This is a genomic window from Paraburkholderia sp. JHI869 (assembly GCF_038900775.1).
In the GTDB taxonomy this organism is placed as follows: Bacteria; Pseudomonadota; Gammaproteobacteria; order Burkholderiales; family Burkholderiaceae; genus Paraburkholderia.
This window is the reverse complement of the sequence record NZ_JAYMSC010000036.1, coordinates 62592-78385: the sequence shown is the minus strand read 5'-3', so window position 1 is coordinate 78385 and position 15794 is coordinate 62592. Positions and strand designations below refer to the sequence as shown.

At 66.3% G+C, this 15794-nt stretch carries 14 protein-coding genes; 6 read left to right on the top strand and 8 right to left on the bottom strand.

The window, feature by feature from the left end:
* Positions 1-331 precede the first annotated feature (331 nt).
* From VSR72_RS37325 to VSR72_RS37310, 4 genes are all read right to left on the bottom strand, one after another.
* The gene (locus VSR72_RS37325; protein ID WP_342957233.1) at positions 332-502 is read right to left on the bottom strand and encodes a hypothetical protein; all 171 of its coding nucleotides are present in this window, start codon (positions 500-502) and stop codon (positions 332-334) included.
* Positions 503-1295: 793 nt separating this feature from the next.
* On the bottom strand, positions 1296-1694 hold the full coding sequence (locus VSR72_RS37320; RefSeq protein ID WP_342957232.1) for a hypothetical protein: 399 nt from the start codon (positions 1692-1694) through the stop codon (positions 1296-1298).
* A 242-nt stretch (positions 1695-1936) separates the two neighbouring features.
* A complete protein-coding gene (locus VSR72_RS37315) occupies positions 1937-2389 on the bottom strand; it encodes a zinc-finger-containing protein (protein WP_342957231.1) in 453 nt (150 codons plus the stop codon).
* 167 nt (positions 2390-2556) lie between these two features.
* On the bottom strand, positions 2557-3825 hold the full coding sequence (locus VSR72_RS37310; RefSeq protein ID WP_342957230.1) for an MFS transporter: 1269 nt from the start codon (positions 3823-3825) through the stop codon (positions 2557-2559).
* Positions 3826-4038: 213 nt separating this feature from the next.
* Between VSR72_RS37310 and VSR72_RS37305 the strand changes: the two genes are divergently transcribed.
* Together VSR72_RS37305 and VSR72_RS37300 are read left to right on the top strand one after the other, a co-directional pair.
* On the top strand, positions 4039-4671 hold the full coding sequence (locus tag VSR72_RS37305; protein WP_342957229.1) for a hypothetical protein: 633 nt from the start codon (positions 4039-4041) through the stop codon (positions 4669-4671).
* 162 nt (positions 4672-4833) lie between these two features.
* On the top strand, positions 4834-6153 hold the full coding sequence (locus VSR72_RS37300) for a DUF2325 domain-containing protein (RefSeq protein WP_342957228.1): 1320 nt from the start codon (positions 4834-4836) through the stop codon (positions 6151-6153).
* Between the two features lie 53 nt (positions 6154-6206).
* Here the strand turns inward: VSR72_RS37300 and VSR72_RS37295 are convergent, their stop codons facing one another.
* The 3 genes from VSR72_RS37295 to VSR72_RS37285 all read right to left on the bottom strand — a co-directional run bounded on the left by VSR72_RS37295 (position 6207) and on the right by VSR72_RS37285 (position 7730).
* Positions 6207-6530: a LysR family transcriptional regulator gene (locus tag VSR72_RS37295; protein WP_342957227.1), complete on the bottom strand. Its 324-nt coding sequence runs from the start codon at positions 6528-6530 to the stop codon at positions 6207-6209.
* 140 nt (positions 6531-6670) lie between these two features.
* The gene (locus VSR72_RS37290) at positions 6671-7273 is read right to left on the bottom strand and encodes a nitrogen fixation protein NifQ (protein WP_342957226.1); all 603 of its coding nucleotides are present in this window, start codon (positions 7271-7273) and stop codon (positions 6671-6673) included.
* Positions 7274-7301: 28 nt separating this feature from the next.
* Complete coding sequence (locus VSR72_RS37285; protein ID WP_342957225.1) at positions 7302-7730, bottom strand: TOBE domain-containing protein; 429 nt, start codon at positions 7728-7730, stop codon at positions 7302-7304.
* A gap of 216 nt (positions 7731-7946) precedes the next feature.
* Here VSR72_RS37285 and VSR72_RS37280 point away from each other — a divergent pair, with 216 nt between their 5' ends.
* Together VSR72_RS37280 and VSR72_RS37275 are read left to right on the top strand one after the other, a co-directional pair.
* Positions 7947-8792, top strand: a complete 846-nt coding sequence (locus VSR72_RS37280; RefSeq protein WP_342957238.1) for an extracellular solute-binding protein — start codon at positions 7947-7949, stop codon at positions 8790-8792.
* Positions 8789-10654, top strand: a complete 1866-nt coding sequence (locus VSR72_RS37275; RefSeq protein ID WP_342957224.1) for an ATP-binding cassette domain-containing protein — start codon at positions 8789-8791, stop codon at positions 10652-10654. Before VSR72_RS37280 ends, VSR72_RS37275 begins: the two co-directional genes overlap by 4 nt.
* Positions 10655-11067: 413 nt before the next feature.
* Here the strand turns inward: VSR72_RS37275 and VSR72_RS37270 are convergent, their stop codons facing one another.
* Complete coding sequence (locus VSR72_RS37270; RefSeq protein WP_342957223.1) at positions 11068-12090, bottom strand: hypothetical protein; 1023 nt, start codon at positions 12088-12090, stop codon at positions 11068-11070.
* 754 nt (positions 12091-12844) lie between these two features.
* Here VSR72_RS37270 and VSR72_RS37265 point away from each other — a divergent pair.
* Both VSR72_RS37265 and VSR72_RS37260 read left to right on the top strand, forming a co-directional pair.
* Positions 12845-14236 carry a DUF2957 domain-containing protein gene (locus VSR72_RS37265; RefSeq protein WP_342957222.1) on the top strand — a complete coding sequence of 464 codons (1392 nt, stop codon included), beginning with the start codon at positions 12845-12847 and terminating at the stop codon, positions 14234-14236.
* A 105-nt stretch (positions 14237-14341) separates the two neighbouring features.
* Positions 14342-15607, top strand: a complete 1266-nt coding sequence (locus VSR72_RS37260; RefSeq protein WP_342957221.1) for a DUF2957 domain-containing protein — start codon at positions 14342-14344, stop codon at positions 15605-15607.
* Positions 15608-15794: the final 187 nt, after the last annotated feature.

The following is a 15794-nucleotide window of genomic DNA, read 5'->3' as shown; positions in this document are numbered from 1 at the left end:
GAAAGCCCACGGCCGCCATCGCGATCAGGCCGATCATCAGCGGGAACGCGACGAAGTCCCAGCGGTTCGGCAGCACGCGCCACGCCGAGGCGTTGGCCGTGCGGTTCAGGTTGAAGCTGAACTCCATTAGCGGCCTCCGTTAGCGAGTACAAGCGTGCGGACGAGCACGCCGGCGCAGGCGCGCGCTGCGCGGCGGGTCGTTCGCAATTTTTGGTTGAACTGGTTCATGTCGATGCACCGGCGTTTGGTTATTGCTCGAATCCCTCGCGCGGCGCGTACGGCCGGCCGGGCCGGCTGGGCGCGCGCGGGGATCCGTTACTGCTTGTCTGATTCAGACCCGAAACACGCGCGCTTGCAGGTCTCGCCAGCGCGCGGCGAATCGCGATTCCTGGCAGGGCGGCGGGACGCTCGCGCGCTCACGCGCGCCGAGCACATCGGGATGGAGGGTGTGCTGCGTTTGCTGCAGTTCCGACAGGTGCGGCAAAAGAAGGCCGAAGTTCATACTGGTTCTCCTGGCGTCGCGGGGGACGCGTTGGGGAGGAAAGCCAGCAGACCCGGCAGAGCGCAATCTTTCAGCGCGCGGCGGCTCGCGTCTGCCCGCTTTCCTCAATGCAATTCAAAAGGAAGCGGCATAACGGATAACTGTCACTGTCAGACATCGGAACTCCTTATCGTCACGGCGGCTGCCCCCAGGGCTTCAGTCGGGCATCGGGCCCGAACGCGAAGCGGCCCTGAAGGCGCGCATGTGTCGATCCGCGCGTCGCGCTCGAGGGCGCAACGAACGAACCGTGCCGCAAGCGCGCATCGATCAGGGCGGGCTTACGGCGCGATGTCGGCCATCCGCGGCGCTTGAAACGGTCAAAACGACGGTCAAGGCGCTGCGGCGTCGGTCGACGCTATTCAAGAGTGCACGAAGATTTACTGCTAGACGCGCACCATCTGCCTGGCTGGCAAGACGGCGGCTAAAAGAAAGGGAGCGCGGACGTCCTGCCGGTCAGGCAGCGAAACTGTTCGAAGATCGACAACTGCTACTGTCCAAGGCGTCAGCCCCTTTTGTTAAGACGGGCGAATTTTAGGCGCGCCACCTGTCCGAAGTCAACACGATTCGCGTCCCGCGTCAAATCTCGTGCCAATGTCGCCACAACGCCGGCTGGTGGCCCCGCTGGTCGCCCAATCGGGCTCGATCCGGCTCGTCCCTCAAAGAGGGATCGTTCACTTCGCCTTGCCGCTTGCTGCCTGCCCATAACGATGGTTATCAAACCTCGCCGCAATGCGCGTGCCCGGCGTCCCGCGCGTCACGCGCTCTTGCGCAATGCCTGCTGGCTGGTTTCGCTGGCGCCCATGCGCTCGAGCCGCTCGCTTGCTTCGGTCAGCGCCCACAGCGGCGCGCTTTGCAATTGCCGGTCATACACATTCACGAGCTGCGCAACCGCCTCGAAGCCCGCTTCGTCCAGTTGCCAGCCGCCGCCCGTGTTGCCACGCTCGAAGCAGGCGATCAGCACGGCATCGGCCGCTCGCACCGTCTCCGGTTCGAGAACGCCGTAACCGGCCTCCGCAATCGATTGCGCAAGCACGTGAGCATGGAGCAAGGCGCGTGCGTCGTCGCCGGTGCCGCCACGGCGGAGCGCGGCGAGCGCGAGATGCACTTGCAGCGCGAGTTCGTTGGCGACGGCGTGCGGGATCGGCAGCAGCATCGACTTGCTGCGTCGGGGGCGACCGGCTTGCGAGCGCTGCGGAAAAGGAATGGTCCTGGCCATGGAAGGGCAAGTAAGAGTCTGTTCCGTGCAATAACGGCACGGCGCGCCGAAGGTTAAGCGTCGACCCGCAAATCGAGTGTAACGATCGGTGACAGACATGCGCCGCGCATCGACTGGCGGGGGCGGGCAGGCAGTGAGTTGCGGGCGGGCGGCCGCTTCAGGCTCGGTTACCCTCGCCCCTATTGGCCACCTGCGTCCCCGCGCCGCGCGGCCATGAACGCCTCGATGTGGGCGATGGCCTGCTCGCATTGTTCGAGTGTCAGCAGGTGAATCGACGGATTGGGCAGGTCGAAGCCCAGTTCCTCCCCCAGCCAGCGGATGGCCTTGCCGCGCGCTTCGAAGGCGTTGACCTTGTCGCGTCGCATCTTCGCCGCCACTAATGGTTCGAGCGCGTCGTGCAGGCGGCTCTTGGCGTCGCGCAGGGCGGCGTTGGCAAGCCGGCCGAGCGGCACGTTGCGCGTGCTGCGCGCGGGCACGCCGATCCAGGCCTCACAGGGCGTGCAGACCCAGAGCGGGCCGTGATCGTCGCGGTACGGGTAGGCCTCGTCGGCAAAGCGCGCGAGCACGGCTTTCGCGCCGCAGTAGTCGCACAGCGGCTGCGGCAGCGCCTTGACGGGGCGGCCTACGCGCATGCGGCGCTCCTCGGGGCGATGGTCGATGGATGCATGACTTGACGGTTCGATGAGAGATACGTGGCTCGCCGCGAGCGGGCGCTGTGGAAAGGATAACGGCAAACCCCGTCGCATGGCATCGGCGGGACGGGGCGCCGCAGGGCGCGGCGCGCTCCCGCGGCGTGCAATCAGTTCGCGCTCGCGGTGGCGCGCGCTTCTTCGCGTTCGAGCGAGCGCGTATTGCGCAGGGCCGGGAAGAGCCGCATCCACAGCAGTGCGACGCAGATGGTCGCCACGCCGCCCACGAGCACGGCGCGCTGCGCGCCCCACCAGCCAGCCGTGAGCCCCGATTCGAATTCGCCAAGCTGGTTCGATGTGCCAATGAAAAGCGAATTGACCGCGCTCACGCGGCCGAGCTTTTCGTCGGGCGTACGAAGCTGCACGAGCGACGTGCGCACGACCACGCTCACCACGTCCGAGGCGCCCAGCACCGCCAGCGCCATGAGCGACACGACGATGTTGTGCGAGAGCCCGAACGCGAGCGTCGCGCAGCCGAACACGATCACGCCGCCGAACATGGCGAGGCCCGGCCGGCGCCGCAGCGGAAAGTGCGCGAGCCAGATCGAGCCCGCCAGCGCGCCCGCGGCCGTCGCCGAGCGCAAGAGACCGAGCGCGATGGGCCCGGCGTGCAGGATGTCGCGGGCGAACACGGGCAGGAGCGCCGTCGCGCCGCCGAACAGCACCGCGAACAGATCGAGCGACAGCGCGCCGAGAATCACGGGTTGCGAGCGGATAAACGCGATGCCCGAAAACACCGATTCGAGCGTGACGGGCGTGCGCGCGGGCGGTTTCGCGCGCATCGGGATGGTGCCCGAGAGCATGGCCGCCGCCGCGAACGCGAGCGAACAGGCCGCGTAGGCCGGCGTCGCGCCGATGCCGTAGAGCAAGCCGCCCAGTGCCGGGCCCACGATGTTCGCGGTCTGGTTCGCCGAGGTCGACCATGCGGTTGCGTTGGGCAACTGCGCGCGCGGCACGACGCCCGGCAGCAAGGACGAAATGGCAGGCGACTCGAACGCGCGCGCCGCCCCGACGCACGCCGCGAGCACGTAGATGAGCGGCGCGCTGAGCCAGCCGCCGACCGTGCCGGCCGCAAAGGTCAGCGCGGCGGCGCATTCGATGAGCTGGCAGACGGACGCGATGCGTCTGCGGTCGTACCGGTCCGCCACGTGGCCGACGACGAGCGTGAGACAGAACATCGGCAGGAACTGCGCGAGACCCACGAGACCGAGCGCGAACGCGCTATGGGTGAGCGCATAGATGTGCCAGCCCATGGCGACGGCGAGCATCTGGAACGCGAGCGACGACAACACGCGCGCGCCGTAGAAACGCTGGAAGCCGCGATTGCGCGAAAGACTGGGCGGGTCGTCGGACGCCGCCTCCGGAGAAGATGTGGTCATTGAACAGCGGAGAAAAGGCGAAAAAACGGGTGCGTGCGCAACCAGGCACACGCGAGGCGCAAAAAACGCAATTTTAGTTCATGCGCCGTGACGCCACAGGAACATGGAGGCGCGCGACTCATGCGCTTCATCTCTGAATCGTTATATCCTATAGAATACATCGAACGGACATTCAGCAGACGGAGGCAGGAATTGGCGAGCAGTCGGCGCCTCGTGAGCGCAACATCGATATCGCCGGCGCGTAGCGACGCACTCGCGCCGGCCGGCGCGGACGGCTTCGCGGCCACGATCACCACGCTGCGGCCCGCGTCCGGGCGCGAGCGCGCGGAGCTGATCCGCGACCTGATCGACGCGTTCCGGCGGCTGCGCAACAGCATCGAGCGATTCGAGCGCATGCTCGCGCGCGGTGACGCCGCTGGCAGTGCTGCCATAGACGGCGCGCGCGCAGCGCAAGCCGGGGCGTCGCTGCAGCCGCTCCTCGTCGCGCTCTCGCGGCGCATCGACCTTGCCCGCTTCGCCCGCCAGCGCGAACTCAAGCGCGCGATTCGCGACGCGCGCCGGCTCGATAAGACGCGCGATGCGCTTTTCAGCGACGCGTTCTGTCTCGATACCGAAGCGCTGCGACGCACCGTGGCCGAACTGGAGCGGCTCGATGCGGCCTTCGTCGGGCTCGGTGTCGAACATGTGCTCGCGCAGCACGCGAGCGCGGCCGAAGCACGGTCCGCAGCGCATTCGTGCGAGGCGGGCGCGGGCCGCTCTGTCGCCGAAGCCGAAGCCAAAGCCAAAGCCAAGGCCATCGCCGTCACCGCCGCCGCAACGACGCTCGTGCGAGAACCGGCCGCCTGAACCGCGTGCCACGTCGCCAGCCGGTCTCCGTTATATTCCGTGGTATATTACGCTGTCGCCGCGCAGCCCCCATGGGCGCCTGGCTGTGTCGAGGCACATTCGCCGCACGCGCCTATACACAGCCCACACAGCCCAGCGTTGCGCACCGGATCAGAGGTCACCATGCACGCACCGCCGTTCCGCCTCGCCCGTACGCCGGGCAGCACACCTGCCGAAGAGACCACGCTGCGCGCCATGGCGAGCGCAGACTGTTGCGGCCCTTCGCAAGCCGAACTCGCCCGCGCGCGGCAGCGCACGCGCCTCGTCGAACTCGACGCCCATCTGCACTGCTCCATCATCGGCACCTGCTTGAGCACGCACGAACTGCGCAAGCTGGTCCCGAAATTCACCCGGCTCGACACCCAGCGCGCCAGCGATCTCGAGATCCACCACGCCGCGGTCGAGCTGGCGATAGAAGGCGGCGCGGGCGGCAAGGCGCTGCAAAAAGCCCTCGACGCGCGCTATGCGGGCGCGGTCCGCCGTTTCGCCGCTGCGCGCGACCCGCAAGCCGTGCTCGCGCTCTGGAACGAATCGCTCGCGAACGGCGACATCCCGCCCGCGTACTGGGCGCTGATGACGCATCCGGTCACGACGATGGAAGTGCGCCAGGCCGCGTTCGGCGAGTTGCACATGCTCTCGCACCTGGTTGGCGCCGCCAATCGCGCCGACTTGCGCCGCCTTGTCATGCTGGAAGCGGAGAACGCCGAACTACAGGCCAAGATCGAGCGCCAGCAGACGCGCCTGCATGAGATGAGCCGTGAGCGCGACGCAGCGCGCAACGCGCTCGATGTGCAGACCGCGCAGTTCGCGGCGCAGCGCGAGGCAACGCCGCAGCAGGCGCAGCTCGAAGCGCTGCAGGAAGCGCTCGCGGCACGCGACGCGCGGGTCGCGCTGCACACGAGCCGCCGCGAAATTGCCGAGCAGCGCGCGAATGCCGACGCCGCTGCGCTCTACACGCTGCGCGCGCAACTCGACGAGGCGCACGCCCTGATCGACGCCTTGCGCGCCGAAGTTCACGCCATGGAGCAAACGACGCAAGCACACGAAGGCCCGCAGGCCCAACGCGCGCTCCCCGACGATGCGCTCAAAGGTCGCCGCATCGTCTATGTGGGTGGCAGGCCGGGTTCGAATCACGCGCTCAGGCGCTGGGTGGAATCGGCCGGGGGCGAGCTGACCGTGCACGACGGTGGGGTGGAAGATCGCAAGGGCCTGCTTGCCGCGGCGCTCGCCAACGCGGATCTCGCGGTGTTTCCCGTGGACTGCATCGACCACGATTCAATGAGCACGCTCAAGCGCGTGTGCGAGCGGCATCAGGTGACGTGGCACCCGTTGCGCACGGCGAGTCTAGCCAGCTTCGTCGAGTTGATGATGCGGCTGCATGCGAACGTGACACCCACGCTCGCCGCGGTGCCCGTGTCGCGTTTCTGCCTGCGCCACGGCTAAGCGGCTAACGCCGTGGACCGTGCCGCGGCAGTGCGCCGCCGCGCCGGGTCACGTCAGCTTTTAACGAGTTTGACGAGCGCCTCGATCTCGGGCTCGCAAACCGCCGCTGCACGCGCCTCGATGCTGCGATACAGGCGAACGATCTCTTCGCCCACCGGCGTGAGCATGCTGCCGCCGCCGCTCTGCCCGCCATGTTCCGAGACCGTGGCCGGCGACTCCAACGCGCGGTTGAGTTCGTCCATCAAGAGCCACGCGCGCCGGTACGACATGTTCATGCTGCGCGCCGCGGCCGAGATCGAGCCATGCTCGCGAACGGCTTCGAGCAGCGACACCTTGCCAGGCCCGAGCGCGATCGTGCCTTCATGAACGATGCGCATGCGAAAACGCACTTCGGGTTGAGACGTTTTCTGCGCCTGTGCGGGGGCGGGAGCGTCTGCTCGCGGTGGATCGTTCGGAGACTTGGTCATGCGCGCAAGCATACACGATGCGTACTGCGCGCCGCACCCCGTCCGGACGGCTAACGCCCGGCTGGAAAGCAGAAGCCGAAGTCCTCACAGCCTGGGCAGCCGGGCGCAGGGCCTGGCGTGGCGCCCGACGCGAGCGCGAGTTCGCGCGCCAGCAGCTTCTTCCAGCGCAAGCCTTCCACGTTGCGGGCCACGACTTCGGGAAAGAAACGCTCCAGCATGCGCGTCACGTCCTCGCGGCCACGCAGCCCGAGATCGCGCCACAAATGATCGGGGCGCAGACACGCGTGGGCAATGATCGCGGCGAGGCAACGCACGTCGTCGGGGTCGGCTTGCGGCGCGGCAAGCCCGACGAGAAAGGCATGCATTGCGCTGGCGAATGCCGCATGCGACGCATCCGTCATGACATGCGCGGGCAGCGCGTCATCCGTCACTGCACACACGAAATGCCGCGCAGCGAGCGTCTCGATCTGCGCACGCGATAGCCCAAGCAACGGCAATTCGCCGCGCACCTCGCGCGCCGCGACGAGCCGCGCGAAGAGCCAGGCATCCGGCGTGCGAGGCGCCGCTGGCGTACCCGTCAGGGCGTCGCAGCGCGCGGCCGCCAGCGTATCGAAATCGCGCGATTCCGGCGGCGCGGCAGGGTCGTGACTCATTGCGCTCACCTGCGATCGCAGCCGCGCATCAACCGTCTACACCGACGATCACGCTCGATGCCTTGAAGAGCGCCGCAGCCTGCTTGCCCGCCGCGAGACCGAGACGATCGACGCTGTCGTTCGTCACGATGGCCGCGATTTGCGCGCCGCCCGGGGCCGCAAGCACGACTTCCGCATTCACCGCGCCCTTCGTGACCGACGAAACCGTGCCCGCAACGACGTTGCGCGTGGACACCTTGCTCGTGTCGCCGCCGACCATAAGGATCACCGACGATGCCTTCACGAGCGCGAAGGCCGGCTTGCCCGCGGCGAGACCCAGCGAAGCGGCGCTGCCGTGCGTGATGATCGCGACGATCTCGAGCCCGCCGTCGGCGCTCAGCGTGACTTCGTCGTTGACGGCGCCGGCCTTGACCGCGCTGATCTGGCCGGAGAAATGGTTACGGGCGCTGGTACGCATGAAAGCCTCCACAAATGAACAGGACAATAAGCTGGAAAAACAATCCAGTTTAGCCGTGTCAGTGTGACGCGCACAGACATTCATCGCCAAATTAGCCATTTGGATAAGCACATGAATACTGCAGTCCATCGTAATATATTGGCCTTTATAACGAACGGGGTGTCGAACATGTTTATCCGCAAGCTGGTGGCTTCAGTCGTCGTGATGAGCGGTGTAATGGGCGCGATGGGTGCAAGCACCAACGCCTTCGCAGACGAATCCGATGTCAACGTGCTCTATGCAGGCTCGCTCGTGAACCTCATGGAAAAGAGCGTGGGCCCCGCGTTCGAAAAAGAAACCGGCCTGCGTTTCAAGGGCTACGCAGCCGGCTCGAACAAGATCGCCAATGAAATAAAGGGCAAGCTGCGCCGCGGCGACGTGTTCATCAGCGCGAGCCCGAAGGTCAACGCGAGCCTCACTGGCGAAGCCAACGGCAATCACGTGACGTGGTACGTGAATTTCGCCGAATCGCCGCTCCTGATCGGCTACAACCCGAAGAGCCGCTTCGCCAGCGACTTCAAGACGAAGAAGTGGGATCAGGTGCTGCAGGAATCGGGCATCCGTCTTGGCCGCACCGATCCGAAGCTCGACCCGAAGGGCGCCTTTACCGTGGAGCTCATGACGAAGGCCGCGCAGGCGTACAACCAGCCTGACCTCGTCGAGAAAACGCTCGGCACGCCGGAAAATCCCGAGCAGGTGCTGCCGGAAGAAACGCTCGTTGGCCGCCTGCAATCGGGTCAGCTCGACGCGGGTTTCTTCTACTCGACCGAAACTTCCGACCTGAAGATTCCGGCGATCCACCCCGCGCCCGAACTGAAGATCAAGGCGAACTACACGCTCACCATCCTGAACGACGCACCTAATAGCGCCGGCGCCGCGCGCTTCGTGAACTTCCTGCTCTCGGCAGAAGGCCGCAAGCTGCTCGCCGAGCACGGCGTGGATGTGACGAAGCCCACCGTCAACGGCCAGACCCAGGCGATCCCGCCGTCGGTCCAGGCCGTGATCGACGCCGCACAGCAATGACACAAGCCGCGCAGCGTGCCGGGCAGGTCAGCGTGAAACGCTCGCAGCCGCTGTGGTGGCTCGGCGCGCTGCTCGCGGTCTATCTGTGCGCGCCGTTCGTCGCGAGCATTCCGCAGATCGGTCAGGCGGACTGGGCCGGCGTCGACTGGCACGCCACCTGGTCGGCGGTTGGCGTGTCGGTCGCGAGCGCGAGCGTGGCTGCGCTCATCATCCTGCTGGGTGGCGTGCCGCTCGGCTACTGGCTCGCGCGTTCGCACGCGCGCGGCATCGCGCTCGTCGGCTTCGTTGTGCAGTTGCCGCTCGCGCTGCCGCCGCTCACGAGCGGCGTGCTGCTGCTGTTTCTCATCGGGCCGTATAGCAGCATCGGCCAGCTCTTCGGCGGCTCGCTCACCGACTCGTTCACGGGCATCGTGCTCGCCGAGACCTTCGTGGCCGCGCCGTTCCTGATCGTCGCAGCGCGCTCGGCGTTCAGCGCCGTCGATCCCGTGTACGACGACGTCGCCGCCACGCTCGGCCATCACGCCGCCAGCCGTTTCTTTCGCGTCACGCTGCCCATTGCCTGGCCCGCCATCCGCGCGGGGCTCGCGCTCGCCTGGCTGCGCGCGTTCGGCGAGTTCGGCGCGACCGTGATGGTCGCGTATCACCCGTATTCGTTGCCTGTTTATACCTACGTCGTGTTCGGCGGCCAGGGCCTGCCCGCGATGATGCCGCTCCTGCTGCCCACGCTCGGCATTGCGATCATCTGCGCGGTGCTCTCCGTCTATAGCCGCAGCGCGCGTTCGATGCTGGCGGTGAACCTCGACAACGGCGACGAACTCACCCCTATCACGCCGGCCGCCACCCTGGCGGAGAACGCCGACCTGCGTCTGGCCTTCGCGGCGCGCCGGCATCTCGGCGCGTTCACGCTCGACGTTACGTGGCAGCCGCAAACGCGCCGGCTCGCGATCATCGGACCTTCGGGCTCGGGCAAGTCGCTCGCGCTGCGCATCATCGCCGGGCTCGAACGCAACGACGCGGGCTCGGTCACGCTCGGCACGACCGACCTCGGCGCGCTGCCGCCCGAGCGCCGCCAGATAGGCTATATGCCGCAGGACTACGGGCTCTTTCCGCACATGACGGTGGCGCAGCAGCTCGCGTTTCCCGTCGATGCCGACGCTGCCAGCGCACGTTACTGGCTCGCGCACCTCGGCCTCGATGCGCTCACCGAGCGCCTGCCGAGCCAGCTCTCGTTCGGCCAGCGCCAGCGTGTGGCGCTCGCGCGCGCGCTCACGCGGCACACGCAACTGCTGCTGTTCGATGAGCCGTTCGCCGCGCTCGACACGCCGCGCCGCCGCCGTCTGCAGCAGTCGTTGCGGGCGCTGCAACGCGAGGTTGGCGCGGTGACGGTTATCGTCACGCACGACCCCGACGAAGCGGCCCTGCTCGCCGACGAAGTGCTCGTGATCGAACAGGGACGCGTGCTGCAGGCGGGCGCCGTGGCCGACGTGTTCCAGCGGCCCGCCACACTGCGCGTGGCCGAACTGCTTGGCTTGCACAACGTCGGCGAGGGCATCGTGCGAGCGGGCGGCGCGATCGAAACGTCGACGGGACTGCGCCTGCCGTGCGCCGATGCTTCGCTGGCGGTGGGCTCGCGCGTGATGTGGCGGGTCTCGCCGCGCGCGCTCGTCTCGACGCGCGAAGGCGCGTGGCAAGGGCGCATTGCGGGCACGTCGCTGCGTCATGGCGACCGCTACGTTGCCGTCGAGATCGCAGGAGAAACGTTCGATATCGCCGCCGAAGATGCTCCGGCATCGCAATCCGACGAACTGCGTTTCACGATCGACGCAAACGGCGTACTCGCCTGGCCCGCGCATTGCGCCTGATCCACGACTCCTGAAAACGCTCACCTTTCGCACCGGAGTGCGAGCACCGGTCTCGCGCCCGATGACAAAAAAGCCCCTTTTCAAGGGGCTTTTTTCATAAGCGGTTAGCGGTTCGAAGCGCAATTTCGCACCCTTTCCCGCCGGTCCCGAAAACACTCACCTTTGAGCGTCTCGCGCTCGCCCGCGCAAGGTTTCGATTGCTAACACCTGGTACTCGGCAATATTCGCATCCCTTAACCTGGGACTACCAGGAAAATCTTGCGCGCCAGAACCAGGTTCTCCTGTCCATCGGGATCACGAAACTTCCGCGGCCGACAAGAGGCGAAGGTGATTGCGGCACGGTTCGCCAACGAACCGTTGCGATCCACGCGCGCCGCTCCCGAATCTTCTCACCTATGGCCGCGCCGCCGCGCTCAGATCATGAAGCGGCTGTCTTCGACAAGCACGCGCGGCAACGGTTGAAGGTCAGCGCGCGCGAAGCGCACCAGCGAGAAGGCGCGCAGACCTTGCGGGCTAGCCGGCAGGCGCGCGAGCGGGAACGTGATCGAGGCGCTATTGTCCGGACCACCGTTCGCAAGCACGACATTCATCGGACTCAGGCAGATCTCGCGCATTTCGACGTTCGTGTATTGCGCGGGGTTCGCGAGCACCCTGCAGATCACCGAGAGCTGGTGTTCGAGCGCCTCGCTCTTGAGGCCGAGCGCGGCGATCTCGCTCTCGTTCTGCGCAATCTGCGCCTCGACCTTCGCCACTTCGGCGACGTTTTGCGTCGCGTGCTCGCCCAGCATGCGTTGCGTGCCCGCGCCGCGCCGCGTGAGCAGTTGCAGGCGCGTCCTGAGGAGCGCGCGCTCCTGTTCGAGCACATCGCGGCGCGACTCGTCGGCGCCGATCTGCTCGAGGCCTTCGAGTGCGATCTGCTCGACCACGCGCTCCACGATCTGCTCGCGAAGATCGCTTTCGGTATCACCGCACACGCGCACCTGATGGTCGTCGAAGCTCAATGTCGTCTGCATGACGTCGGCGTGTACCTCGTCGCCATGCTGCTCGACACCGAAGGCACGCCGCTCGTTCAGGGCCATGCCGAGCACCGCATAAGTCTCGCGTGCGAGCGGGCGACTCTCGAACCACGCATGCAGTTCGGGCGAGCGGCTCAGCACATGGCCGACCTCGTCGGGCGCGGCGAAAAATGCGTGGATATAGGGGTCGCTCGACCAGGTGGCCGCGCTCGCCTCGCGCGCGGGCGGCATGCGGTCCACCACGTCGCGCACATACGCGATCGACTGCGCGAGCGCGGGCACCAGCCGCTCGCGCCACTGGGGCACGAGCTTGAGCGTGGGGCTGAGCACGAGCAGACGCTCGATCAGCGACTGGATTTGCGGCGATTCCGGCGTCGGCTTCGCGCGGGCGCGCGGCCAAAGCCTGTCCAGGATACCCATGGAAAACTCCGTTGCAGACCGCTCGGGCGCGGCGGCGGTGAAGCACAGGGCGCACAACGAGGCCGCTTGTCGCGATCTTGTCGCGAATGACTATACCGCGAATCACAACCCGCCCGCGGCGACGCTGCCGCGGCGCAGCAACGGCTCGCGCTACGCACCTGTTCCCGGAAACACTCACCTTTGCGTTACGTGACGCACACCATATAAGCCTGAACCTGGCCGCCGAAATGCGAAACGGTGCGGCGAAAAATCGCGCGGTGCACACCGCAGTGAGCCCGAGTTCCCGCACATTCTCACCTTTGGTTTTGCTTACGATGTCCACCGTGGAACGCAGACTTGTGCAGTGCTTCGACACTGTCGTTCCCGTAAGCGCTCACCGTTTGAGCGCAGTGACGCGAACCCGCTCCCGAATATCCTCACCATTGAACATCGCCCGCAGATTGATCTGCAATCCGAATCAATATTTCGGCAATCGCAATTCCATCTCGGGCTTTCCCCTGCCTTTCAACAACCGTCGCGCACGCAACGAATCGCGATGACATATCAACGAGCCTGTTTCAGGCACGCCAATTGCGCAGGCCCGCACGGCGTGTGCTCGCAGGCCTCGGGAAAAACCCCGGTTGTAGCGTGCGCAAACCGCGAAGCATCAAGCAGAAGCGACCTCGTCACGCGTTTTAGACGGTTCGTTCAATTGACAGTGGCCAATGTCATGATCCAATCTTCTGCGCATAAATAGACACAGGGAGGCAGACAAATGTTGGAGAGCATTGTCCGCAGCAGCTTGATGCTGGCCGCGGCCGCGACCCCTTTGCTGGTCGCCTGCGGCGGAGGTACCGCCAGTAATCCGGCACCCATCACCCCGGCGCAATGCTCGGGTTCGTCATGCGCGAACCAGGGGCCGCCCAGCAGCGCACCCACGGCCACGGCGCTGTGTCCCGCCGCGGCCGACATCGCGGCGAACACGTATCTGGGCGGCGCAGGCAGCGGCGAGGTCGTGAGCCTGAACATCGACCCGACGAAGATGACGTACAAGCTCACGTTCCTCGCCTCGCCGATCCCCGTGGCCGCGAGTTCCGTGCAAAACACACGTGCGGGCCTCACGATCACGGGCGCCGTGCAGCACCCGCCCACGGGCTCGCTGCCGACGGCCGCGCAGATCACGTGTGCGTTCCAGCTCCAGGCGGGCACGGGCACGATCAACGGCAGCACCTACACCACGGCGTATAACGCGAACAATCCGCCCACGGTCTATGTTGGCTTTGGCGTGGCGGGCGGCGGCATTCCGGGCGCGACCGTGAACATCGACGGCGACACCGACGCGAAGTTGCTATTCAACACCGTCCAGCCGCGCACATTCGACTTCTATCCGTTCATCGGTTTTTCATCGGTAAGCACGAGCGTCGCCGATCTCAAGGGTTCGTATAACGCGCTCCTCTATCACATCCTGCCGAGCAGCAATTTCGCGCCGGCGGCGAAGGTCACCCAGGAGCAGTACGACGCAAGCGGCAACTGCAGCGTGCCCAGTGGAGCGACCAACACGAGTTGCGCAACCGCGGCGAATGTGTGGACGGCGAGCACGAGTGGCAGCTATTTCGACAGCGTCGACGCACCGCAAATCGAAACGCCCACGCCAGCCCTCCTGCCGATCATCAGCCGCCAGGGCGGCACCGGGCACCTCATCCTTGGCAAGCTCAACGGCGCGATCGTGCCCGTGGTCGTGCGCACAGGCTACGTGAACGAGACGGTGAGCCTGAGTCAATGGCTCGCCGTCGACGACGAGTCCGGCATCGCGCTGCTCGCGCCCGCCACGACGCTCACGTCGGGCGCGTTCGACGGCAGCTATATCGGCGCGGACTCGAACTTCGCCTACACGGCAACGCTCATCAACGGCCAGCAGGCCGGCTTCCTCAAGCCCTCGACGATGACGACTCAGAGCCAGTTCACGCTCGACTACACGCAGACGCACCCCGGCCTGATCGGCGTGACCGACGCACAGGGCAAGGCGGGCAATCTGATTGCGGTGGGCGGCCTTTACGGCATCTTCATCAACGGCGAGGAGAACGGCGGCGTCACGGCCAGTTCGGCGAACAGCGCCACGCCCAATCAGCCTTACTTCGGCGTCGGTGCATTGATCCAGCCACAGTAGTGCATTGCCAGGTCGCGGCGATCTGCTGCGCCGCGACCGTATTAATTTCGCACTACGAATGACTAAACGGCGCTCTCGCCAACAACAAGACTCTGGAGACGCGGTATGAACTGGAAACTTTTCGCGGCGCTCTCGATTGCCGCACCGGTGATCGCAGCGCTTGGCGCATGTGGTGGCGGCAACGGCAGCAGCAGTAGCCCGCCACTCGTGGAGGCAGCGCTTTGCCCCACCTCGCTCGACTACAACACGGTGTACACCGGCGGCGGCGGCGACGGCGAGCTTGTCAAGCTGCAACTCGACACGGCGAAGATGACCTGGCAGATCACCTATGTGGAATCACCGATTCCGCAGACCACCGGCACCGTGACGCCCACGCGCAAAGGCCAGGTCGCCACCGGCACGCTCACGCAGGAAACGGGGCTGCCCACGGCGAAGCTCAACCAGTGCGCGTTCCGCCTGAACGGCGCAAGCCTCGACCCCAACCGCCCGGCGCGCGTGTTCATCGGCGAAGGCGTGGCGGGCGGCACGATTCCGGGCGCCGAGATCGCGTACAAGGGCTCGGGCGGTATCGGCGTCGTGCCGGATACAACGTTCCCGTATTACCCGTTCATCGGCTTCTCCGCGATTGAAACGAATATCGCCAACGTTGCCGGCACGTACAGCCAGCTCGGCTATCACCAGGTGCCTTCGCAGAACTTCCAGCCCGCCGCCGTCGACGCGAAAATCACGATCAGCGCCGACGGCACCTGGATGGAATGCGACAACACCGGTGTGAACGCCGGCAAATGCCAGCAGCCCGGCACCAACTTCACGCAGTCTGCCGACGGCAGCGGCGCGTTCGAAACCGATCACTTCCAGGGGCAGGTCAAGCCGACGCTCGTCACCACGGAGCCGGCCGGCAAGGGCTTCATGATCGTCGGCAAGTTGCGCGGTCAGCTCGTGCCTGTGCTCGTACGGACCGGCGTGGCGTATCCGCAGGTCGGCGTCGATCCGCAAAGCGGCGCCACGGGCCCGGTGGCCGACGACGAATCGGGCATTTCCGTGCTCGCGCCGCAATCGAACATCGCTCAGGGATCGCAGGACGGCGAATACATCGGCGTGGACAGTCAGTTCGACTATCGCACGCTGGCGCTGGAAGGCACGCAGGCCACCCAGCTCGATCCGTTCAACGCCTCGCAGGCCGCGCTTGCCACTGCCCTCGACCTGAACTTCACCGAGACCGTACCGGGCACCGTGACGACCACGCACGTGGGCGCCTCCACGGGCTCGACACCCACCGGCAAGATGATCTTCACGGGCGGCGTGTTCGGCTACCTCGACATGACGACGCCGTCGGACCCGTACTTCACGGCCGGCGCATTCGTTCAATAAGTATCACGAAGCAATTACCCAACAATAACCGGCGCGGCAAACCGCGCCATTCACGAGGTGGCCGCTCCCGGCCGTCGCGCAACGCGGCGGCGGCCGGGCTACAAAAGCGCGCGCAACACAGGCGAACGACGTATGCCGTCCAGATCGGGGCAGGCATCGAACCGCCGCGCGCGCATGGCGCACCCGT